The sequence below is a fragment of the Streptomyces sp. NPDC034085 genome (genome assembly GCF_055575555.1).
In genome coordinates, this window is record NZ_JBVISL010000002.1 from 399,754 (window position 1) to 422,193 (window position 22,440).

Below are 22,440 nucleotides of genomic sequence, written 5' to 3' on the forward strand. Positions count from 1 at the left end.
CGGGCGGGACGGCGCCGCGGCGTACCCGCGGCCACGACGACGCCCTACGCCGTCGGCACCCCCATGACCTCCCGTGCCCGCAGGTCCGGAACCAGGCCCAGGCGCCACGCCTGCCAGCCCTCCGCCGCATCCACCCCGCGCGCCAGCACCACCCCGTACGTCTCCAGGCAGTCCTCCAGCCGGCCGTCCCGCAGCGGATGCGGCGCCGCCACCAGCCGGGCCAGCTCCGCCCGCGCCTCCTCCACCGCCGATCCGCCCGTACCCGCGTACGCCAGCATCGTGCAGCGCAGGAACCGCGCCCAGTCCTCCCCGCGCCGGTCCCCGTACGAGACGAACAGCCGCACCGCGTCCTCGCACAGCCCCACCGCCTGGGCCACCCGCGCGTTGCCCGCGTCGATCACCGCCAGCTCCACACACGTCCACGCCTCCCCGTGGGCCAGCCCGATCCGCCGGAAATCCGCCCGCGCGTCCACCAGCAGCTGCCGCGCGAAACCCGAATTGCGCAGGTTCCCCGTCTGCGCCGCCCGCTGGTCCCGCGTCACCCGCCCCGACTGGAACCGCGCGTGCGCCAGCCCGTACACGTCCCGCATCCGCGAGAACATCGTCCGCGCCCGCTCCAGCTCCCGCACCGCCCGGTCCCGCTCACCGCCCTCCTCCAGCGCCTGCCCGAGGTAGTACAGCGTCCACGCCTCACCCCGCGCGTCCTCCGCCAGCCGGTGCCGCGCCAACGCCTCCCGCAACCGCTCCAGCGCCCCCTCCGGATCGCCGTCCTCCACCCGCGCCCGCCCCAGCATCGTCAGCGCCCACGCCTCGCCCCGGTCGTCGCGCGTCCGCCCGTACAGGTCCAGCGCCAGCCGCAGCTCCTCCTCCGCCCGCCCCACCTCACCCGTCCGCAGGAACACCTGCCCCAGCTGGAAGTGCGCCCACGCCTCCCCGTGCACGCTCTCGCTCTCCCGGTGCAGCTCCAGCGACCGCTCCAGCAGCCCGAGCGCCTCGCCCAGCCGCGCCCGGTCCCGCTCCACCGCCGCCAGCGCGTGCAACGCCCACGCCCGGTCCCCCGCCAGCTCCTCCGCCTCCTGGAGCACCAGCGCCTCCCGGATCCGCGCCGCCGCCTCCGGCAGGTTCCCCTGGTGGTGCAGCGTGATCCCCAGCGACACCAGCGCCATCCCCGCGCCCGCCTCCTGCCGGGCCTCCCGGTACTGGTCCACCAGCGACGTCAGCGTCGTACGGGACTTGTCCAGGTCACCCAGCTGACGCGCCGCGATACCCGTACGCCACTGCACCGAACGGTGCAGCCGCCCCTGGTCCACCGCCCGCGCCAGCTCGTTGATCTCCCCCAGCCGGTACAGGTCCCCGCGCAGCAGGCAGAAATCGCACAGCGCGCCCAGCAGATCCAACACCGCCTGCTGGTCCACCCCCTCCGAATGCCGCAGCGCCGCCGTGATGAAGCTCGACTCCTCGTCCAGCCAGCGCAGCGCCGCGTCCAGCGAGGGGAAACCGTGGCCGCCGACCGCGTTCGATTTCGAAACCGGGTTCGCCCGCGTCGACATCTTCCCGTCGACCATCCGGATCACCGAGTCCGCGAGCCGCGCGTAGTCCCGCACCAGCCGCTCGTGCGCGGCCGCTGCCTCCGCCCGGTCCTCGTCCGCCGCCAGCCGCGCCGCCGCGTACGCGCGCACCGCGTCGTGCATCCGGTACCGCTCCCCGCGTACCAGGTCCAGCAGCCCCGCCCGCGCCAGCTCGTCCAGCAGCCGCCCGGCCTCCACCCGGTCCGCCCCCGCCAGCGCCGCCGCCGCGGCCGCACCCAGCGACGCCCGCCCCGCCAGCGTCAGCCGGCGCAGCAGCCGGCGCCGCTCCTCCGGCAGCCGTACGTAGGCCAGCTCCAGCGCGTGCCCCAGGCCGCCGCCCCCACCGCCGTCCGAGGCCCGCGCCGCCCCCAGCGGAGCCAGCACCCGCAGCGCCAGCGGCAGCCCCGCCGCCAGCTCCAGCAGCCCCGACAGCGCCGCCCCCTCCGGCGCCGCCTCACCCGCCGCCCGCGCCCCCGCCCGCAGCACCTCGGCCGCCTCCGCCTCCGCCAGCCGCGCCACCGGCAGCCGGTGCACCCACGCCCCCAGGTCCCCGGGCAGCTCCAGCGGCTCCCTCGCCGTGACCAGCACCAGGCTCTCCGAGCGCTCCGGCACGAGCGCCCGCACCTGCTCCGGATCCACCGGGTCGTCCAGCACCACCGTCACCGGGAACCCCTGCAAGTGCTGGTGGTACAGCTCCGTGAGCCGGCGCACCTGCGACTCCGCCGAGGCCCCCTCACGGAACAGCAACTGCTCGCGCGGCGCACCCAGCCGGTTCAGCAGGTGCAGCAACGCCTCCCGCGTCGACAGCGGAGCCTCCCCCGCGGCCGCGGACCCGCCCCGCAGGTCCACCACGCACGCGCCGCGGAACTGGTCCCGCAGCGCGTGCGCCGCCCGCAGGGCCAGCGCCGTACGGCCCACCCCCGGCTCACCGTGCAGCACCACCACCACCGGCCGGGTCTCCGTACTGGCCCGCGCCGCCTGCACCCACTGCGCGATCCGCGTCAGCTCGGCACGCCGCCCCGTGAACAGCGCGTCCGCGTCCGGGAGCTGCCCGAACGACTGCTCCAGCATGCTGCGCCGACGCGCCTCCGCGCTGCGGTCACCCCCGCGCAGCAGCGGCGCCGCCGCCCCGTTGCCGTTGACGGCCCCCCGCTTCTCCCGGGCCCGCGCCGGCACGGGCACCCGCACCGCCGATGCCGCCGCCACCGCCCGCTCCTGCTCCAGGAACGGCCGGATCCCGCGCACCTCCAGCGCCGTCAGCCACTGCAACCGCAGCTGCTCCGGCCCGCCCGGGCGGCCCGCGGCCCCGGCCCGGCGGTTCGCCGCCGGCAGGTGCAGTGCGGTCACCCGCGCCACCGTCGCCGCCGCCCCCGCCACGCCGGCGACGATCCCCGCGCTCAGGGCCGTCCCCCCGTCCACCCCGAAGGCCAGGTCCGCCCCGACGGCGGCGGCCGCGGCGACCCCGGTCGCCAGCAGGGCCGTCCCGGTGTTCCCCCGCCGGAACGCCTCCCCGAGGGACTGCTCCCCGGCGGCCGCCTCGTCCAGGGCCGCCACGTACGCGGCGTACTCCTCGGCGGCGGCCCCCGCCAGCCCGTCGAGCGCGTCCCGCCCGCGCGCCAGCAACACCCCGGGATCCCCCGCCCCCGCCCGCCGCACCTCCTCCCCGACGGCCCGGACCAGCACCCGTTCGGCCTCGACACGATGGCTGTCCCGCATCGGCATCCTCCTCGGAGAGTGGCGGAAACGTGCGCCAAGTGTCCTGCGGGACAGCCGCCCGCGCGAGGAATCTGAGCTAGTTCAGAGGGAGTTGAGCCCTGGACGGCCATCCGCGCGCATATATGTACGCCTAGGCTGGGTGCATGACCTCACGGCGGACGGCCCTGGCCCTCTGCGCAGCCCTCCTCGCGGCCTCGGCGGGGTGCCAACAGGCGCCACCCGCCCACGGGTTCCTCCTCCGGTACGAGACCCCCGCCGCGGCCGACGAGGCCGACGCCGCCCTGCTGCGCACCCGCAAGCCCGCCGAACGGGCCCTCGCCGCACTCAACGCCTACCTGGACGTCCCGGCCCCGGTCACCGTCGTCGCCCGCTCCTGCGCGGGCGAGGGCACCGGCTACGACCCGGCGGCCCACCGCATCGAGCTCTGCTACGACGACCTGGAGGAGGAGCGGGAACTCCTGGGGGACGAGGAGGCCGTCGCCGCCGTCACGACCGAGACGGTGTACCACGAAGCGGGCCACGCCCTCATCGACGCCCTCGGCCTGCCGGTCGCCTCGGACCGGGCGGAGGAGGACGCCGCCGACCGCTTCGCGGCGTTCATGCTGATCCGCGAGGGCCCGCAGGGGGAGCGCGCCCTGCGGACCGCCGCCGAGGAGTACCGGCTGTCGGCCGCCGGCCAGGGGCACGACGAGCACGCCCCGCCCGCCGACCGAGCGGCCGCCCACCTCTGCCTGCTGTTCGGCGCCGCCCCCGAACGCCACCCCGACCTCGCCGACCGCACCCGGGGCTGCACCCCCGACTGGACCACCGTCCACGACGCCTGGACCCGTGACCTGGCCCCGCTGCTCAGGCACAACGGAGCGGCAGGTGCCGCCGTCGGGCCGGGGGCTGCCCGGGGACCCGGGGCGGCCGAGCCGGGGGCGTGACGGGCCCGTCACGCCGCGGCGGGCGGGGGTTGCGGCAGGAAGGGCGCATGTCGAACCGCCTCGCGAACGAGACCTCGACCGTACCTGCTCCAGCACACCGACAATCCGGTCGAGTGGTGGGTGTGGTCGCCTGAAGCGTTCACGGAGACGCGCGAGCGCGGCGTACCCGTACACCTCAGCGTCGGGTACTCGGGCTGCCACTGGTCGGAGGGAGCGAACCCTGTCAGCCCTGGTGGCGTGCCAGCAGGGCGTCGGGGATCGCTGCCGTGATGGGGGGCTCGTGTGTTCCTCGATGGGTGAAGTGCAGATCCTCGCGGGCTCGGGTACAGAGCACGAGGAAGCGGAGGCGCGCCTCGACATCGGTCGGGTCCTCGGTGTAACTCTCCAGGTCGGGAACGAAGACGCTGTCGAACTCCAGGCCCTTCATGCTCACCGTGCTGACGATTCTGATGGGACGGGTCGAGAAGTCCATGGCGTCCCGATAACGGTCGTCGAAGACGTACGCCTGGGTCTTCTTCGCGAGCCCACGGGACGCCAGCCCGCACTGCATTGCTCGGATCATGGGGACCGACCTGCAGATGATCCCGATGCTCCGGTCATGATGGGCGTTGAAGTACTGAGCGATTCCGGTGAGGAGACTGTCGAGGGACGGAACCCGCATGACGACGGGCAGGTTGCCGGAACGCGTCGGCAACGGCAACCCGGTTCGGTTCTCCACGCGGAACTCCGACGCCAGCATGGCGATCTCACGACTGCTCCGGTGATCCTGCCGCAATTCCAACGGAGCAGCCGGCGCACCGAGGGTTCGACAGACCTCGGACAGCGTCGTCTCCTCCGTACCGATGCGCTGGTTCTCGTCCGCGAAGACCGTGACATCGACACCGAGGACGCGGCAGAGGCGGTAGAAGCCGAGCGGCAGATTCTGGCCTTCGTCGATGACGAGGTGCGCTGACACCCGGATGCCCCGCAATACGCAGTTCCGCTGCATCTCTACCCAGTCGTAGTGGCGTTCGTCCTCGGCCGACCGCGGCGGTTCGGTTTCCAACTTCTCCCGCCACAAGGCCTTGAGCCACCGGGCGTACGTAGTCACGCGTGGAGTGCCGGTCAGCTCCGGAGCCAGTTGCGCGATGTACTGGTGCAGCAGGTTGTATCGGGTGAGGAGGACGACCTCTCTGCCGGCCGTGGCCAGCGCCCATGCACGGTAAACGGCCATCACGGTCTTTCCTCCGCCGGGCGGACCGGTGACGACATGGCTCCCCCGGAACGGCAGTTCGACGACCGCCCGCTGGTCGAACCCGAGGTCCAGCAGCGAAGGGAATCTCACGCCCCTCCCACTGCCTCGGCCGACTCCAGCAGTGCCATCCGTAGAACCTCCTGGAAGAAGCCGGGAACCTCGTTGTCGCCGATCAGCAGAGTCCGGTCCAGGAGGGAGTTGTCGATTTCGCAGCAGGTCTCGGGGAGCAAGGTGCAGGCGTGGCACGCCGCGCGGTTCAGGTTGGCCAGCGACCGGCCCGTCGAGTCGGCGCACAGCGGATCCTGCGAACACCACTGGGCCGATTCGAGCAGGCGGATCAGCGTCTCCCCCAGATACGGTGGCCGGCCCTGACGGACGAGCCCGCCGAGGGTCCCCTCGGTGTCCCCGGCGGCCGTGTAGATGAACACGCCGGCTTGTGGCAGGTGCGCGCTGTCCGTGGAGTGGCTTCGTGCGTAGACGCGTTCTCGCAAGGATGCCGCGTTGTAGCCGCTGTCGTAGGACAGCTGACGGATGAAGTGGTGGGCCAGCGTGTGCAGCATGACGAAGCGCGGCAGCAGAACCGGTCCCGACTTGTCCCTCAGCCGGTCGACCTTGAACGAGGCGTCCAGGTCCCGCTCGATCCGGCGGGTCCAGAGACGGACCGGTTCGAGCCGCTCCCAGGCGCTCAGGCGTTCCTCGTCCAGGGAGACGAAGATCCCTTCGCCGAAGGTCTCCACAGCGGGCAGCCACTTCGCCCGCCTGGCCGTGTCGACCGAGACGAGTCGACCGCCCTCGTCGTTGTCGCCGCTGGGTTCGTAACGGGAGAAGCCTTCGAGCGCCCGGACCTCACGCACCCTGTCCGCCACGACGACGGAGGCCACCCTCCGACCCAGCTCCTGCATCGAGTCGGGGGCGGTGCCCGCGATGTCGAAACGTGTCCGGCGCACGGAGAACGTCTTGGATCCGGGCACTGACTCCGGATCGGAGAACGCCGCCCATTCGGCGATGCTGAGATGTTCGTCCGAGCCGAACGGCGACGAGGAGGCGCCCTGCTCGGTGGTGCGGCGCCCGATTGCTTCGACGAACTCCTCGGAAACCCCGCACTCGGCGGCGATGATGGCCCGGAAGCTGTCAGCGATCGGACTGCCGTATCGGTCCCGGTAGTCGGGCCAGAAGCGGCTGGCGACTACCAGTTGGGTCGCGGGATCGTGCTCCGACGGGCCGCTCGGAGCCGGGATGTCGATCGCGGAATGGACCACCGGGAAGTAGACGTTGGCAGCACCGCGCTGTACCGCCTGAGGGGTCTCCTCACAGGCATCCGGCTCGTCGGTCTCGTACTGCCAGGGATGGGTCCCAGGACAGTTCATGCCCAACTTCCGCAGGACGTTCTTGTGGCTGATCCCCGAGAGATCCCGCCGAGCACGGCAGGTCTCGCACACGACGTGCAGGGCCTCGAGACCGGACGATTCGGGCGTGGCGAGGAACCGGAGCCGACCGGAGCGGCACTGTCGCTGATCGTGCCCCTCGCCGGTCGAGTGAGCCCAGCGAAACCAGTTGATGTCGGCCAGGTGACCGGCCCGACAGACCTGAATGAAACGCATGGGCGCCAGTTTCGGCCTGCCCGGGCAGCGCCCACAAGTGGGAACCCGGTCCTTCTCCTCGAGCGAGGTCTTCCAGAACGCCATCGCCCGACAGAGAGGGCAGAAGAGCCACTTCGGGAAACGCACGTAGGTGGGCCCGTTGCGGCTGGTGTATGCCGCTTTCCCCGAGGGGATGACAGGAGCCGAACGGAAATCTTCCACGCGCAGTTTCGCCGCCAGCCGTGGGGACTCGACACGCTCGGCAGTCTTGGCCCAGCTGCGGATGTCTGCGGCCACGAACGATTCGCCCCGGAGATCGATGATTCCACCGACCCCGAACGGAACGATGGTCTGTGTCCTGCGAACCTTGCGACGGATGTCCTTCACAGCGTTCACGCCCCCCTGACGACGACGAGGCAGTCGCGGTCGACATTGCGCATCGATTGGGCCGTCTTCCACAGGCCTTCCTGCTTGCCGAAGTCGGTCAGGAGGGAGCTGAATGTGCGGCCCTGGGGACGGTAGTACAGTCGGCCACCCTCGCCCCGCGCATTCTCCGCCTCCTGCTGCCACTCGTCGATCAGCCTGTCCAAGTGCTCCGCCGTGGCTTCGGCCTCGTCCGGGTCGGCACGCCGCACGTGGTCGACGACGAGATCCCGTATCCGGGCGACCTCGTCCATGTGCTCCAGGATCTCCCCGGCCTTGTTCTCGGCGGCGAGCCCGATCCCGTGGCGCACGAGGATGGTGAGCACGGCGTGCAGGGCGCGATCGCGGGACGGGAGCGACCACGGGGTGACGCTGGTGGGTTCGACATGCCGGTAGAGCGAACGGTGGTAGATGCCGAACGACTCGTAGTGGGAGCGGTCGCGAGGCTTGGTCGATCGGAACAGCGTGACGATCAGTCCCGGTACGTGGCGTCGGCCCACACGACTCGTGGCCTGGATGTACTCGGAAGTCGTCTTGGGCTGTCCGTTCATGAGCATCAGGCCGAGCCGGGGAACATCGACGCCGACCGACAGCATGTTGGTGGTGGCGAGGAAGGAGACACTGCCCCGTTCCCCGAACCGCCTACCCAGGCGATCGAGCAGCCGCGGTTGGTCGGCTCGCGGGACGTTGCTGGTGAGTTCGACCACCGAGTCGTCGTCCAGCCGGCGGCGTCGTGATTCGTCCTTGGTCAGGTGCTCCAGCCGGGCCGGGATGTCGTCCCTCGCGATCGTGACGGTCCGGCCGAGTTCCCTGAGGCTGTTGTGGTAGGCCACCATGGTCCAGTAGGCGTCCCGCCGTGTCTCGTCGTCTCCCAGGTCCACGGGCGCCTGGAGCCCGGCGGCGCCCACGTGGACGGTTGCCGTGGAAGCGGTGTGGCCCTGGGCCATGACGCCGACGTACAGGCGCCCGGGCTTCTCCTCGTCGGGTGAGGCGAAGTAGGAGCGGCCCGCCTCGAGACCTGCAGGTGGGAAGAGCTGAACGGGACGACCGTAGAGGCTTCGGATCTGGTCCTGCGAGCGCCGGATCGTCGCCGTGGACGCAATGACCTTCGGTGCCGTGCCCTGCCAGGAGCAGAGCTCGAGGACGGCGGCTTCATACAGGCCGACCGTGGACCCCAGGGGCCCCGCCAGCAGGTGCAACTCGTCCTGGATCACCAGGGACGGCGCCCGCCTGCCGTCCCTGCCGAAGAGGTTGCCGGCATCGGACTCCCAAGCCAGGCGGGCGAACTTGTCCACGGTGCCGAGCAGGAAGGTCGGCGGTTCCCGATAGATCTGCTCGTCCACCACGGAGACGGGCAGCCGGTCGTGGAAGACGCACGACCCCCGCGGACAGAAGAACCAGGTCTCACCACCCTCCGCGTGGATGCCGAAATCCTGGTTCATGCCGCTGCGTTCCGGGACGATCTCGGTACCGCACCAGGGGCAGCGCTCAAGCAGGAAGCGGTCGTCCGGTTCGGGCGACTGCTTCAGGTTGTCGAGTTCCTGCTCGGCGGCGGAGATCCTGTTCGGCGTCGTTTCCTGGCCGACCCAGAGCCCGATACTGATGGGTTCCTGCCCGAGGTCGTGGCCCAGCCCGCCGTCATGCCCGGCTCTGATGTACTCCAGCGCGCAGATCGCGGTGGCCGTGCGCTGGAACTGCTGCGTGGTCAACAGACTGAGCGTGTACCGGCTCAGGACCGCGGTGCCGCCGCCCGCAGCACCGTACTGGAGTCGACGGCGAAGGATCTCGAAACAGGCGGTGAGCAGGTAGGCCTCGGTCTTTCCGCCACCGGTCGGGAACCAGATGAGGTCGACCGTCCGTCGGTCTTTGTGATCCGGGATCACCAGGCTCTCGACCACGAGCAGGAAGTAGGCGAGCTGGAAAGGGTGCCAGGCGTAGTCGGTGGGAGGCTCGGTGAGCTCGACCACCTCGCTGTTCCTGCGCCTGCGACTGCCCGCCAGCTCGGGACGGCTGTGGAGCATCTGGAGTGCCATGGCCCGGTTGGCCAGGCGGAAGGCCTCCCGCGCCCGCACCCCGGTGGGTGTCGACGATGTGAGCGCGGTCACGCCGGAGTCCATCCGGTCGAGCGCCGCGCCGATACGGCCCAGCAGGCGCCCGGCTGGAGCACTGGCCCACCGCGGCAACGACTCGGCCTCGGACTGCTGAGTCTCGAACCACTTGCGATACCCGAGGACGAACGAGTTCAGCCCGTCTCGCAGATCCTCGACCGTGAGCTCGGGATCCGACAGGTGCGCGAGGTTGAGGATCGGCAGGTCTCGGGGACCGTCGGGCTTGATGTGCGCGACGATCTGCTCCGGCATGACCTCCGTACGGAGGGCGGTCACCGGGCCGGAATCGTCGTCCCACACGACGGCACATCCGTGGCCCACGGCGCGGGTGATGATGTGCCGGTACTGGACACGCAGCTCCTGCTCCTCCTCGTCCCGGCTGTTGAGGCGGGTACTCGGGTACTCGAGCACGGTGCCGTCTGCCGTGGTGGCGCGGAGGGAGACCTGGAAGAGCATCAGCTCCCGGTCCTTGTGACGACTCTCCTCCTCCTTGTGAGCGTTGGACAATACGCAGGTGACGAGATGCCCCGCGCCGAAGCTGCGCCAGCGGACGTGGAGCAGGCCGTGTCCGTCCAAACAGGAGATCGGCGACTCCGATCGGAGCTCCACGATCTCGGTCGTCGACAGCCGCCGCTGGCGCTTCCAGGTGCGCCGTCCGCCCTCCCGGAGGGTCGAGTAGCGCGAGGCCTCGCAGACGACCTCGATCCGACGGGCGTCGGTGAAGAAGGAGAAGCCGATCGATGAGGGGAGCCAGGCGTTGGCCTCGGCGACCGGATCGTCGGCGAAGCCGTCCTCCTCGCCCGACCCGGCCTCGGACTCGTCGAAACTCTCCTCCCCCTCGGCCACCGCATGTTCGAGCATGGAGGAACCACGTGGGTACAGCGTGCCCATCAGGTAGCGACGGTCCGGCGGATCGACGAGGTGTTCCTCCTCCTCGGGCGCGGGACCGACCAGTTGCCGGCGGAGATAGGACACGTAGGTGTCCCGGTGGGAGGCGAGTGACGGCTCGGCGTCGGTCACTTTTGTGCTCCCCCTCGCGTGATCACGGCCATTCCCAGATCCCCCAGCAACTTCCTGACGCCTGGTCGGCATGCGACCCAGAGCTGGGCGCGAGCCCTGGTCCAGGCGACGTAGAGCGCATCGAGCCGGCCGTCCAGGTGCTGGGGCTCGAGGTCGATCAGGCAGACGACGTGGTTCTCGTGCCCCTTGAAGTCGGCGACGGACGACCAGGTGAGCCGGTGCCTGGTACGCGCGGAGCCGACCACGTCGGTGAAGCGTTCGATCTTGGACGCACGCTGGGACAAGCGGGCGGAGCTCGACTCCCAGTCGCCGGCGACCGACAGTAGTGTGATGTCCTGTGGTGAGACCTCCTGCTGCAGGAGGTCGTTCACGTATGCATCGAGGAGCTCAGCCTCGTCCCGGACGTCCTGGACGTTCTGGAACAAGGGGCGCTCCCCTTCACCGGCCGAGGCGACACCCAGGTCGGCGCCCGTGTACGCCTGAACCTCCTTGACGATCTGCACGGTGTTTCGGCAGTTGCGCTTCATCGGCCCGTACACCGTGCCCATGCCGCGCAGGTAGTCCCACGCCTCGGGGTCGAAGGTCGTCGGAGCGAGCAGCTGGTTGTTCTGGTCCAGCATGAAGGTCCATCGGCCTTGTTCGAGCCCGCGCGCCGACAGGCCGTCCAGGACACCGAGACCGTCGAAGGTCATCAAGTCCTGGGCCTCGTCGACGATCAGGTGATCGAAGGTCCGACCCTGGACCTCCGCCAACCGATCGAACGGCAGTACGGTGACCGGGTGATCGGAGAGGATGCCGGCCAGGTGGGTCGTCAGGGTGGGGCTCACGGCGGTGAAGAGAACGCTGCCGGTGGTGGAGCTGCGTCGCGCGGCCTCGGCCGCCAGGAATGTCTTCCCGGTGCCGGCGCCTCCGGTCCAGACGAGACGGGGATTCGACTCCAGCTCGTCGAGTCTGTCCAGTTGCTCTTCGGTGAGGCGCTCGAAAGCCACTTCCAAGTGCGTCAGTCGGGCGCGTAGGTTCGGGACGAGGTCGAAGTCCGGGCGAACCGCCTTGAGTATCTTCTCGCGCAACGGCGCCGGTACGGGGGTCTTCGCCCACCAATTGCGCGTGCGCCAGAAGCGAGTGGCCCGGGCGATGCCCTCGGCCAGCCCGCGCCCCCCGTCGTAGGCCTTGCTGCCCAGGTACTGTTCGGGTTCGAACTCGGTGGTCCTGGCGAGATCGACGTCCGGTGTGATCACCAGGTATCCGCTCGGGACCCCCAGCGTGCGCAGATCGCCGACCTGCTCGCCGAGCTGTCGCTCGAACGCATGCATGCCCCCGTTGGCCTGTGCGAAGGGGCTCTCGCCGCGGCGCTCGTCCGCACCGGCCGGTCCGTAGTACCACGTGCCGTCCCGTTGGCCGACCCTGCCGCCCTTGACCTCGATGAAGAGCAGCAGGTCCGGCATGATGACCACGAAGTCAATCTCACCGACGCGCTTACGGGCGTGTCGTGGGAGGTGGACCGAGTGCAGGGCGACGCTCTGGGCGTCCGGGATGGCCTTGAGCGCCGCGAAGACGCTGCGCTCCGCCCGGCTTCGCGTGCTGTTCGAGATCTCACTCGGGATGATCCGCATCAACTCTCCCCACCCTCACCAACTGATCTCAACATACCTACTTCCGGACTTCGAGTGCGGGCTGTGGCGCGGAGTCGCTGGCAGGATCGGTCGGTTGAGTGATGGACTACGGGCAGACACGGGCGAGCGGACAAGGCGATCATGGTGAACGGTGGTGCATCCGGTGAGCGCCAGCACGACGTCGACCGGGACTTCCTCGTCGGTCTGATCGGTCGGTTCGAGGCGGAAGGTGCGGACGCCAGGTCTGCGCTGGCACAGGTGGTGAGGGCCGCGCGCCTCGGCGAGGAGCAGGCTGTCGACCTGTGGCAGTCGGTCCTCAGAACCCGGGTGGACTCCTCCCTCGACGAGGGGGAGCGGTTCGGGGTCGGGCCGGCCGACCGGCCCGAGGCGGTGTCCGCCGGGGACATGGACGAAGCCGCCCAGTTCGGCCCGGCGAACGACGAGGAGGAGTCGCCGGACCTGGACCAGTTCAGGGGTACGGTACGTGTCCACGATCTGGAAGCGGCACGCCGCCTGGGCCGGGTCGTGCTCCGTGCGGATCGCAGGCGACCGAACCCGGACGCGCATCTGCTGAGCGCGGAGGAGGAGGTGGGACTCTGCCTTCTGTTCCGCGACGGCATCGCGTCGGGGGAAGACCTGCCGCAGGGCTACGTCGCCGCTCTCGCACGCGACGGCGAGCCCTATCAGGCCTTTTCCGCAATGATCGCCCACAATCGCAGGCTGGTCGTCAAGAGCGTTCTGACACTGGGGTACCGGGCGGATCACCCCGACCACGAGGATCTCGTGCAACACGGCGTGATCGGTCTGATCCGGGCCGTGGAGAAGTTCGACATCTCCATCGGGTGCAAGTTCTCGACCTACGCGACCTGGTGGATCCGTCAGCGCATCACTCGCGCGGTGGCCGATGAAGGGTCGGCCATCCGGCTTCCGGTCCACATATGGACCGAGATCGAAAGACTCCGGCGGAGGGAGCGGGAGTTCGTCGAGCGAGGGGTCCGGCCGACCGCCCTCGACCTCTCGCTCGCATGTGCCCTGTCCCTGGAAAAGGTGACCGAGTACCTGAGGCTCGGTCGAAGGACGGTCTTCTCGATGGACCAGCCCGTCGGTGACGTGACGCTCGGGCAGCTGATGGTCACCGACACCGCATCGGTCCCAGGACCGGAGCACGCACTGTGGGCGCGGTTCCAGCGACAGGAACTCCTGCAGTGGTTCGAGGACTGCGGGCTGGGGGACCGGGACCGCGAAGTGCTGTTCCTGAGGTTCGGGTTCGTCGACGGACGACAGTGGACCTTGGACGACATCGGCAAGCGGTTCGAGGTCTCACGCGAACGCATTCGGCAGATCGAGAGCAGGGCGCTGAAGGACATCGGGATCCTGCTCGGCTTGCTGCCGGACAACGCTGCCTCCGCGCGCCGGCGGTTGAAGGCGGCCGCGAAGCGAGCGGCCCTCGAAAAGTCCGCGCGAGGTGGGACGCGGGGGCGCTGCGGCACGGTCCGCAAGGTGGAAGCAAAGCACAGTTCCGAAGGGAGAGGGGGAACGGTGACCTCGAAGGAGATCGAGCCCGGTCCGAAGACGGCCTGGCCGGCAGGCGAGCGCGGTGTCGATGCCGAGGACCTCAGGGTCTCGATGTCGCCGACCACGGTGGCGGGTTCTTCGGGTGGCACCGGTGTGCCGCCTGTGTGGTACCACCGTCCCGGTCACAAGGACGGCGGGCGGGAGTTCGGCAACGCGGCTGCCTTCGCCTTCGAGGCGGATCTGGAGGTATTGGCACGCGAAGCCACGCAGAACAGCCTGGACGAGCGTGATCGGCGGAACGACCACCCGGTGAGGGTCCGCTACACGCTCCACGAGCTGGCCGGGGAACATCTGGCCCGATTCCGCGACGCGATCCGTTGGGACGACCTCAGGCCGCACTACGAGGCCGCCGCTGCACAGGACCAGAAGGTCGGACGTGTCATCAGCACAGGCTTGCGTGAGATGTGCGAGCGGGAACGGCTGGTCCTGCTCCGCATCGACGATTACAACGCGAGCGGCCTGACCGGGGACGACTACGAGGACGGCCGGTTCGCCGCAGTGGTGCGACGCCAGCTCGACAGCCGGAAAGCGGATGCCTCGGCCGGTGGATCGTACGGCCTGGGGAAGGCGACCCTGTGGGCCACCAGTCGGCTCGGCCTCGTGCTCATGAACTCGACGCTCTCCGAACCGCACGAGGGACGCACCAGGCGTCGACTGATCGGACGGCTCGACCTGCCTTGGCGGGAAGTGGCCGGTGAGAGATTCGCGGGACCCGCCTGGCTGGGACAGCCCGACCCCGCGGCGGAGAACACGAGCGTCGTCCGCTCCTGGTGGGCGGACGAGGAGACGACCGAACGACTGCACCTCACCAGGGAGCACGACGAACCCGGGACGTCCTTCCTCATCGTGGGAGCGCATGACGTGGCCAGCCTCGTCGGTGCCCGACCGGACGGTGACGGCGACCCGAGTGACGACGAGGACAGTGTGGAGCGCATGCATCAGCGTCTGGTCGGCGCGCTGGGGCGCAACTTCTGGGCCGCGATGACGGCGGGAGGGGATCGTCCGCCTCTTCTGGAGGCGTCGGTCCGAACGCTGCGCAACGGTGTGCCGCACATCGCGGAGGAGCGGGTCGATCCCCGACTGCACCAGCCCGCTCGTACCCGCGCGCTCCAGGCATTCCTGGCCGGTACCACGGTGGACCGGCTCACCGCTGCGGGGCAGGTGGCTCTGACCACAGTGCGCTTGAACCTCCCCGAGCGGGAGGGGCTCGCCGGCACCGCAGGCGAGCATCGGGCGGTGCTGCTGGTCACCGATGCCACGGACGCAGACGGCAGGATCAACCAGGTGACCGCGATGCGCGGGAACCGGATGACGGTCAGGACGAGCCGGGTGCCGGGGCTCCCGGTCGGGACCAACCCGTTCCAGGCCGTGCTGCTCGCGGGCCGGGCGGCAGGGGGAGGCGCACCGTTCGCCGTCCAGGCGGAGGAGTTCCTGCGTGCTTCGGAGCCGCCGGAGCACAACAAGTGGGGCCAGACCGACGAACTGAGAACGCGTTACTCGCCGTCCGCGCACCGTCGGATCGCGGCCATGACATGGGAGATCAACAAGGCGGTGCAGCAGCTCGTGGCGGTCGCCGGAAGGGAAAAGCGGAACGGCACGAGCAGGGTGAGCAAGCGACTGAAGATCTCGGGGAAGCCCGCCGCCAAGGTCAGAGGTGCGGTGACGCCGCCCAGGCTCGACGATCTGGAAACCCTCATCGACTCCTCCGGCGCCTGGCAGATCACCGCGGTGGTCAAGGTGCCGCCGGGGGAGGAGGCGTGGGCCATGAGGCCCGTGGCGAAGGTGGAAGTGCGTTCCGGACCACGTCCGCTGGTGCGCTGGTCCGAACTGGCCGCCGTCAGCAACTGCGAACTGGTGGACAATGTCCTGCACTTTGCGGCAGGTACGCGTCGTGCAGTGTTCCGCGGCGTCACCGACGTATCGACGCATCCGGTACGAGCCGGGCTCGCCGGACTCGTCGTCGAACTTCAGGAGAGCAAGGAGGCCGAGGCATGAGGGCCTATGCCTACCCCCGGTTGACCGGTCGGGTGACGGCCAGGATCACGGCGGTTCGGCTGCGCGGTCCGGGCGACAGCCGGGAACACCTGGAGTCCCGTGGGTGGTCGGTGGTCGAGCAGGTCGTCGCGCTCGGCATGGCGGAGCGGGACGACTGGCACACGGCCAGGCTCTCACTGGCGGTGACGGTGCCCGCGCGGGAGATCGGGGTGAAGAAGCACTGGTCCGACGTCACCGTCGTCGCCGTACTCACCGAGGGGACCACGAACGCCCGGACGGTGGCCCGGTTGACGGCCGGCACCGATGGAAGCCAGGAATGGACCGGCGACATTGAACTCGACCGGGACAGCCACGTCGACCGGGCGTCCCTCGCCGTCTACGTGGTTGCCACGGCAGGAGGCGTGGACGGCAGGATCATCGGGTCCACGGAGCAGGAGTGGCTCATCGACGTGACCTCCGAAGCGCCGTTGAGGGACCGTCAACTCGATGTCACGGCCGTGAGCTTCGCCCGCGGCAAGGAGTGGTTGAGGCCCTTCAGGGAAGTTCCCTGGGTGGTGGATATTTCTGGACGAATGCCCGCAGTGCGTCTGAATTCTGACTTCGAGGGGTTCGCAGCACTCGTCCAGAGCCCGGGTTCGAAGATGGAGACCATGCTGGGCGAGATGCTGCTGGCGCAGATGTGCGCGGAGGTATGGACGGCGGTGTTCCATACTGCCATCGGAGACCTGGAGTTCGAGGAGGACGGGACCCCGCTCTTCCCGCCGGATTGGCGGGGCGCGGTGCTCCGCGAGATGCTTCCGGACATCCTTCCCGGGCGATCGGCCGAGACGGCCCTGCGAGAAGTCCACAACAGGCGGATCGGCGAGGGGGGCTGGACCGATCTGCAACCGCGGATTCAATACGCCGCAGCTCGTCGCGCCGATGTGCCCAAGGCTTTGACCACTGTTGTCCGTGATATCGAACGATTCGAGCAGGAGACCCACGCGTGACCTCCCGACCTGAGCACTTGCCGGAGCGACTCGCTCTGATCTCGGATGCGCAGGCCGCCGAGTACCTGACGGCGGGAGTGCTCGAAGGGGTGGACGATGTCCGTTCCATCGCCCTGAACAAGGTGGCGGAGCCGCTGCCCGGTGATGACGTGCGAGCGGAGTTGTACCGTGTGCGGGATCTGATCGACGACGCGATGGACATGTTCCGCTCCGAACGGCCGACCGCGGCGGACGCGTGGTTGGCGCCGAGACTCCATGAAACGCTTCGACTGACTCGTAGGGAGGCCGCTGAGAAGGGATTCTGGACCTACCTGGCCCTCGGAGTGGCGCCCGACTACGTCGTGTGGCGTCACCTGCCCGACCCGAGGGCCGACGGGACGCCCCGTGCCGTGGCCCGGGACAGGTTCGTCGGTCCGCACTACAAGCAGGCGTTCGCCAGGCTCTGGTGGACCGCCGAGTTGTTCCGCGACGGCCCGGACTACCGACCCGTTGTCGTCGCCTGCGGCAACCAGGACATGCTCAACTCCGCGGTGCGCCTCGATGTCATCGACCACCGCCCGACCGCTCAGGCCCTGGTCCGACTCCTGGAGCGGGGGACGGTGCGGACAGGGCGGGAGGTCAATGCGTTGATGCCGGCGATCAACGCCGCAGCGGCCACCCTGATGTACGACGTCATCGCCCCTGACGCTGATCGTGACGCAGATGCCTTGCGCGAATGGATCGAGGGAGCGGCCTCGGCTCTTCCTGTTCCCCGGAACACCTTGCCGGGCGGACCCGAGGAGGAGCGGGTCCCGGACGGCGCGGTGCGGCATCTGGTCGCCCAATTCGAGGATCTGTTCTCCGACGTCTCGGTCAGGGGGCGGACTTCCGACGAGCCCGGCTGACCTTGTGGCTGTCCTCGGGGCATCGGGTCCGGTCACCGCATCCGATGTCACGGAGGCGGGCGGTCAGGTCGTCACTGACCTCCGGCCAGGTCGTCGAGTCCGCCAATTGGGCGTCCGAGGGGGCAGCGCCGCACAGCGCATGGCTCAGCACGTGCATCCCGAGCAGGGGCGGCACGGCGTTTCCGACCTGTTGAGCCTGGTCCTTGCCCGACCAGGGGAAGTTGTGCGGGAAGGTCTGCAGCACTCCGGACTCGGCGATCGTGAAACGATCGAATTTGTTCTCTTCGTAATCTTTTTGTGTCCGGTAGATTTTGTTGCGGGTCACCTTTCCGGTAACGGTGAAGGCGGGCTCGGAGGAAAGTCGCCTACCGCGTTTCTTTGGGTTGCCACTGGAACCGTAATTGGAAACGACGAAGAACTTCGTCCGGCCCTTGGAGTGGAACCTGGACATGTCGACCGACGATCCTGGCAGCACGCCAGTGGCATCGAGCGCCTCTGCCATGGAGACCCAGTTGTCTGCGGGACGGGAATCGATCGTGAACGCCTCTTCCTGGCCTGCCCTGCCCCTTCCGCGACGTACGTCGAAGGAACGGTGCGTCGTGCTGGGCCGTGAGACAGGACCGGAGCCCACGAGGCGCGCGATGAGCACCGCTCGAGTGCGTGTCTGCGGGACCCCGAACTGCTCGGTCTTCAGCTCCCAGCAATCCGCCTCGTATTTGACGCCTCCGAGCCGTCCTTCCCCACTGCGCAGAAGTTGGGCGTAGACGTCCCACAAGGGCAGTACCGCGGGCACCTGTTCCAGGACGATCACCCGATAGGGGTCACGGTCCTCGGTCTCTATTGCCTTGAGCAGCCAGCGGAGGGGTTCCAGGACCAGTGCGGTGCGTGGATCCACGTTCAGGGAGTGCAGATCCTCGTCGATCAGGGCTTCGTCCTCGCCGGAGACGAGTCGGCGAATGAACTCCTTCACCGTGTCGAGCGCTGCCCTTCCGGCACCACGCCCCGCCACGGAGAAGGACTGACAAGGGGGGCCGCCGGCCAACACGTCCACCGACCGAGGGATCTCGTCGAAGCGTTTCTGGCGCATGACGCTGACATCGGCGTGGAACGTCGGCAGGCCGGCGGCATAACGGGTTTCGCAGGCGTTCCGATCCCACTCGATGCCGACGCTCTTGTACCCCAGGAAGTGCGCGGCCACATCGAGACCGCCGGGACCCGCGAAGAGGTCCAGGATGCGGACTCCATCGAGAGGGTCGATCTGCGTTCCCGGGCTGCTCATGGGGCTGAAGTCTATCCGGCCGCTGCGAGGCCGCCGCCGGTGCTTCGATCGGTTGGTCGTGAGCACGGAAGTGCGATGAGCGTCAGGTGCCCTTGGCCCGCCGATTCGGCAGTTCCGGGGCCGCTGCTCCGTGCGGTGTCCCCCTGCCGCGGCGGTGTCGTCCTCGGGCCGAGGGGTTCGTACGAGGAGCCGTGCGAGCCGCCTTCTCCTCTTCCACAGCCGTGGCGACCGTGCGCGCGACGGCGTCCGGTGACTCGTGTTCCCAGAAGCGCATGACCGTCCAGCCCTCGGACACCAGCTGGGCGTTCGTCTCCAGATCCCGTGCGATGTTGCGGTCGAGCTTCTGCCGCCACCATTCCGCGTTCGCCTTGGGGCTCGTGGCGTGCTCCGGACAGCCGTGCCAGAAGCAGCCGTCGATGAGAACGGCCAACCTGGCTCGCGTGAACGCGATGTCGATCTTGCGGCGGCGCATGCCGGGCACGGGAAAGTGGGTGCGATATCGGTAACCCGAGGCATGGAGGATCTTTCGTACCGCTTGCTCGGCCGCTGTGTCGCGGCTGGTCTGGCGACTCATCCGGGTCGAGACCGCAGGGCTGGAGGGCAGTACAGCAGGCATGCCTCCATTGTCCCGTTCTCGTGAGGTGTATCGGTACCGTGTGTCCGCCTGCCGGGGCGAGGGCGGCGTCACTGCACGACGCTTGCAAGGTTTCCCCAGGCCGCTTCTCCGGCAGCGCCTTCCGGTGTGGCCGTTGGCTGTGCCCCGTGATCACCGCGATGCCGCACCCCGCTGTCGCCTGCGTGATCGCGAAGCAGACCGCCGCGGCGGCGGGGCCGAGCGGGCAGGTGCAGGCCGAGGCTGAGAGAGCGGGGCGGGGGCCGGAGGCGCAGGCCGAGGGCTGAGAGAGCGGGGGACCGGCGTCGGCGAGGGTGCCGCCGACGATGATCTACCAGAGGATTCTGAGGTTGATCACGCCCGAGCAGAGGGAGTCCGTCTGCGCGACTTTCTCGGCGGGCAGTCTATCCGTGCCCCGGGGGCCGCTCAGCCCGCGACTGACCGGACGCAGAGCCGGTCCCAGGTCCCTGACACCGGCGGATTCCTGCGCTGTGGCGGAGAAGATCCGAGGGGAGGCGTGTGCAGTCAGCTCTTGGGTGGCAGCAAGGCCGCGAGCTGCCGCAGCCCGTACAACTACGTCTGCGGGGCGGCGGCCGTTGTGCCATCAGCGGCGCTCGCGGAGGAGGCGGCGGTCTTCCCCCACTTCGTGATCACCCCGGAGAGGAAGGGCGGCGGCGGGTGGGACCGTTCCAGCGTCGTTCTGGTTTGGGAATGGGCTGATCGTGTGGCGGCGGCCGAACCGGCGGCCTGATCGGCTCGTTACGTGGCGGCAACCGCCTGGTGCGGCAGGATGGGCGCATGTCGAACCGCCTCGCGAACGAGACCTCGCCGTACCTGCTCCAGCACGCCGACAACCCGGTCGAGTGGTGGCCGTGGTCGCCCGAAGCGTTCGCGGAGGCGCGCGAGCGCGGGGTGCCGGTGCTGCTCAGCGTCGGTTACTCGAGTTGCCACTGGTGCCATGTCATGGCGAGCGAGTCCTTCGAGGACGAGCTCGCTGCCGCCTACATGAACGAACACTTCGTCAACGTCAAGGTCGACCGCGAGGAGCGCCCCGACGTCGACGCCGTCTACATGGAGGCCGTGCAGGCGGCGACCGGGCAGGGCGGGTGGCCCATGACCGTGTTCCTCACGCCCGACGCCGAGCCCTTCTACTTCGGGACCTACTTCCCACCCGAGCCCCGGCACGGGATGCCCTCCTTCATGCAGGTCCTCGAAGGCGTGCGGGGTGCCTGGGTCGGGCGGCGCGAGGAGGTCGGGGAGGTCGCGCAGCGGATCGTGCAGGACCTGGCCGGGCGGCAGCTGGACTACGGGAAGGCCGGGCTGCCGGGGCCGGAGGAGCTGGGGCGGGCGCTGCTCGGGCTGACGCGGGACTACGACGCCGCGCGCGGCGGGTTCGGCGGGGCGCCGAAGTTCCCGCCGTCCATGGTGCTGGAGTTCCTGCTGCGCCACCACGCCCGTACGGGGTCCGAGGGGGCCCTGCAGATGGCCGCCGACACCTGTGAGGCGATGGCCCGCGGCGGGATCTACGACCAGCTCGGCGGCGGGTTCGCCCGGTACTCCGTCGACCGGGAGTGGGTCGTGCCGCACTTCGAGAAGATGCTGTACGACAACGCGCTGCTGTGCCGGGTGTACGCGCACCTGTGGCGGGCGACCGGTTCGGACCTCGCGCGCCGCGTCGCGCTGGAGACCGCCGACTTCATGGTCCGCGAACTGCGCACCGAGCAGGGCGGTTTCGCGTCCGCGCTCGACGCCGACAGCGAGGATCCGGACAGCGGCCGGCACGTGGAGGGCGCGTACTACGCCTGGACGCCCGCGCAGTTGGCCGAGGTGCTGGGCGAGGAGGACGGCGAGCTGGCCGCCGCGTACTTCGGGGTGACCGAGGAGGGGACCTTCGAGCACGGGAAGTCAGTGCTGCAACTGCCGCAGGACGGGCCCGTCGTGGAGGCCGCGCGGATCGCGTCCCTCAGGGAGCGGCTGCTGGCCGCCCGAGGCCGGCGGCCCGCGCCGGGGCGCGACGACAAGGTCGTGGCCGCCTGGAACGGGCTGGCGATCGCGGCGCTGGCCGAGTGCGGGGCCTTCTTCGAGCGGCCTGACCTGGTGGAGCGGGCGATCGAGGCCGCCGACCTGCTGGTACGGGTCCACATGGACGGCAGGGCCCGGCTGGCGCGTACCAGCAGGGACGGGCGGGCCGGGGCCAACGCGGGGGTGCTGGAGGACTACGGGGACGTGGCCGAGGGCTTCCTGACGCTGGCCTCGGTGACCGGTGAGGGGGTGTGGCTGGAGTTCGCCGGGTTCCTGGTCGACCTGGTCATGGCCCGGTTCACCGCCGAGGACGGGTCCCTGTACGACACCGCGCACGACGCGGAGCAGCTGATCCGCCGGCCGCAGGACCCCACCGACACGGCGGCCCCCTCGGGCTGGACGGCGGCGGCCGGTGCGCTGCTCTCGTACGCCGCGCACACCGGCTCGCAGGCGCACCGGACGGCGGCGGAGCGGGCGCTCGGCGTGGTGCATGCCCTGGGACCGCGTGCCCCGCGCTTCATCGGGCACGGGCTGGCGGTCGCGGAGGCGCTGGTGGACGGGCCGCGCGAGGTGGCGGTGGTCGGGCATCCGGAGGATCCGGCGACGGCCGCGCTGCACCGGACGGCGTTGCTGGGGACGGCTCCGGGGGCGGTGGTGGCGGCCGGTCTGCCGCGTGCGGCGGACGGCAGCGGCGGCGAGTTCCCCCTTCTGGCCGAGCGCACACTCGTGCGCGACCTTCCGACGGCGTATGTGTGTCGACATTTCGTCTGCGCGCGGCCTACGACCGAACTGGTCGAGCTGGCCGAGCAGTTGGGTGTGGTTCGCCCCTGATTCTGCGGGAGTGCCGTCAATTCCGGTTGCCGTCCGGTGCGTGGGAAACGTGGTTTTTATCCGG

11 protein-coding genes and 4 pseudogenes are annotated in these 22,440 nt (G+C 69.8%); 8 read left to right on the forward strand and 7 right to left on the reverse strand.

The genetic code is table 11. The annotated features are described in order from the left end of the window. Positions 1–44: 44 nt before the first annotated feature. On the reverse strand, positions 45–3,284 hold the full coding sequence (locus tag ACZ501_RS07105) for a tetratricopeptide repeat protein (protein ID WP_468793148.1): 3,240 nt from the start codon (positions 3,282–3,284) through the stop codon (positions 45–47). 143 nt (positions 3,285–3,427) lie between these two features. On the opposite strand from ACZ501_RS07105, the gene ACZ501_RS07110 reads away from it, so the two are divergent. Next, entirely contained in the window at positions 3,428–4,210 is a 783-nt protein-coding gene (locus tag ACZ501_RS07110; protein WP_468793151.1) for a DUF4344 domain-containing metallopeptidase, read from the forward strand. A gap of 47 nt (positions 4,211–4,257) precedes the next feature. After that, positions 4,258–4,414, forward strand: a pseudogene (locus ACZ501_RS07115) (DUF255 domain-containing protein); the annotation flags it as partial. A 19-nt stretch (positions 4,415–4,433) separates the two neighbouring features. Here the strand turns inward: ACZ501_RS07115 and ACZ501_RS07120 are convergent. From ACZ501_RS07120 to ACZ501_RS07135, 4 genes are read right to left on the reverse strand one after another with little or no spacing between them, the layout of a single operon-like run. After that, positions 4,434–5,534, reverse strand: a complete 1,101-nt coding sequence (locus ACZ501_RS07120) for a P-loop NTPase family protein (RefSeq protein WP_468793153.1) — start codon at positions 5,532–5,534, stop codon at positions 4,434–4,436. Then, positions 5,531–7,420, reverse strand: a complete 1,890-nt coding sequence (gene drmB / locus ACZ501_RS07125; protein WP_468793155.1) for a DrmB family protein — start codon at positions 7,418–7,420, stop codon at positions 5,531–5,533. Before drmB ends, ACZ501_RS07120 begins: the two co-directional genes overlap by 4 nt. After that, a complete protein-coding gene (locus tag ACZ501_RS07130; protein ID WP_468793157.1) occupies positions 7,417–10,575 on the reverse strand; it encodes a helicase-related protein in 3,159 nt (1,052 codons plus the stop codon). Before ACZ501_RS07130 ends, drmB begins: the two co-directional genes overlap by 4 nt. Beyond that, complete coding sequence (locus ACZ501_RS07135; RefSeq protein ID WP_468793159.1) at positions 10,572–12,188, reverse strand: nuclease-related domain-containing DEAD/DEAH box helicase; 1,617 nt, start codon at positions 12,186–12,188, stop codon at positions 10,572–10,574. Before ACZ501_RS07135 ends, ACZ501_RS07130 begins: the two co-directional genes overlap by 4 nt. A 699-nt stretch (positions 12,189–12,887) precedes the next feature. On the opposite strand from ACZ501_RS07135, the pseudogene ACZ501_RS07140 reads away from it, so the two are divergent. From ACZ501_RS07140 to ACZ501_RS07155, 4 genes and pseudogenes are all read left to right on the forward strand, one after another. After that, positions 12,888–13,544, forward strand: a pseudogene (locus ACZ501_RS07140) (sigma-70 family RNA polymerase sigma factor); the annotation flags it as partial. Between the two features lie 309 nt (positions 13,545–13,853). Continuing rightward, a pseudogene (locus tag ACZ501_RS07145) lies at positions 13,854–15,758 on the forward strand (transcriptional regulator); the annotation flags it as partial. Further along, complete coding sequence (locus ACZ501_RS07150; RefSeq protein ID WP_468793162.1) at positions 15,755–16,747, forward strand: hypothetical protein; 993 nt, start codon at positions 15,755–15,757, stop codon at positions 16,745–16,747. The pseudogene ACZ501_RS07145 and the gene ACZ501_RS07150, both read left to right, overlap by 4 nt. Then, on the forward strand, positions 16,744–17,631 hold the full coding sequence (locus ACZ501_RS07155) for a DUF6339 family protein (protein ID WP_468793164.1): 888 nt from the start codon (positions 16,744–16,746) through the stop codon (positions 17,629–17,631). The genes ACZ501_RS07150 and ACZ501_RS07155 overlap by 4 nt, the downstream gene beginning before the upstream one ends. Here the strand turns inward: ACZ501_RS07155 and ACZ501_RS07160 are convergent. Together ACZ501_RS07160 and ACZ501_RS07165 are read right to left on the reverse strand one after the other, a co-directional pair. Further along, entirely contained in the window at positions 17,600–18,910 is a 1,311-nt protein-coding gene (locus ACZ501_RS07160) for a DNA cytosine methyltransferase (RefSeq protein WP_468793166.1), read from the reverse strand. The two genes, ACZ501_RS07155 and ACZ501_RS07160, sit on opposite strands and share 32 nt — an antisense overlap. Positions 18,911–19,103: 193 nt before the next feature. Next, positions 19,104–19,526, reverse strand: a pseudogene (locus ACZ501_RS07165) (very short patch repair endonuclease); the annotation flags it as partial. Between the two features lie 529 nt (positions 19,527–20,055). Here ACZ501_RS07165 and ACZ501_RS07170 point away from each other — a divergent pair. Together ACZ501_RS07170 and ACZ501_RS07175 are read left to right on the forward strand one after the other, a co-directional pair. Further along, complete coding sequence (locus tag ACZ501_RS07170) at positions 20,056–20,274, forward strand: hypothetical protein (protein ID WP_468793168.1); 219 nt, start codon at positions 20,056–20,058, stop codon at positions 20,272–20,274. 47 nt (positions 20,275–20,321) lie between these two features. Then, positions 20,322–22,376, forward strand: coding sequence for a thioredoxin domain-containing protein (locus ACZ501_RS07175; RefSeq protein ID WP_468793170.1), 2,055 nt, complete (start codon positions 20,322–20,324; stop codon positions 22,374–22,376). Positions 22,377–22,440: the final 64 nt, after the last annotated feature.

Coding starts and splice junctions, on each gene's coding strand:
- ACZ501_RS07150 (WP_468793162.1), top strand. CDS start 15,755: ATGAGGGCCTATGCCTACCCCCGGTTGACCGGTCGGGTGACGGCCAGG.
- ACZ501_RS07110 (WP_468793151.1), top strand. CDS start 3,428: ATGACCTCACGGCGGACGGCCCTGGCCCTCTGCGCAGCCCTCCTCGCG.
- ACZ501_RS07135 (WP_468793159.1), bottom strand. CDS start 12,188: ATGCGGATCATCCCGAGTGAGATCTCGAACAGCACGCGAAGCCGGGCG.
- ACZ501_RS07175 (WP_468793170.1), top strand. CDS start 20,322: ATGTCGAACCGCCTCGCGAACGAGACCTCGCCGTACCTGCTCCAGCAC.
- ACZ501_RS07105 (WP_468793148.1), bottom strand. CDS start 3,284: ATGCGGGACAGCCATCGTGTCGAGGCCGAACGGGTGCTGGTCCGGGCC.
- ACZ501_RS07160 (WP_468793166.1), bottom strand. CDS start 18,910: ATGAGCAGCCCGGGAACGCAGATCGACCCTCTCGATGGAGTCCGCATC.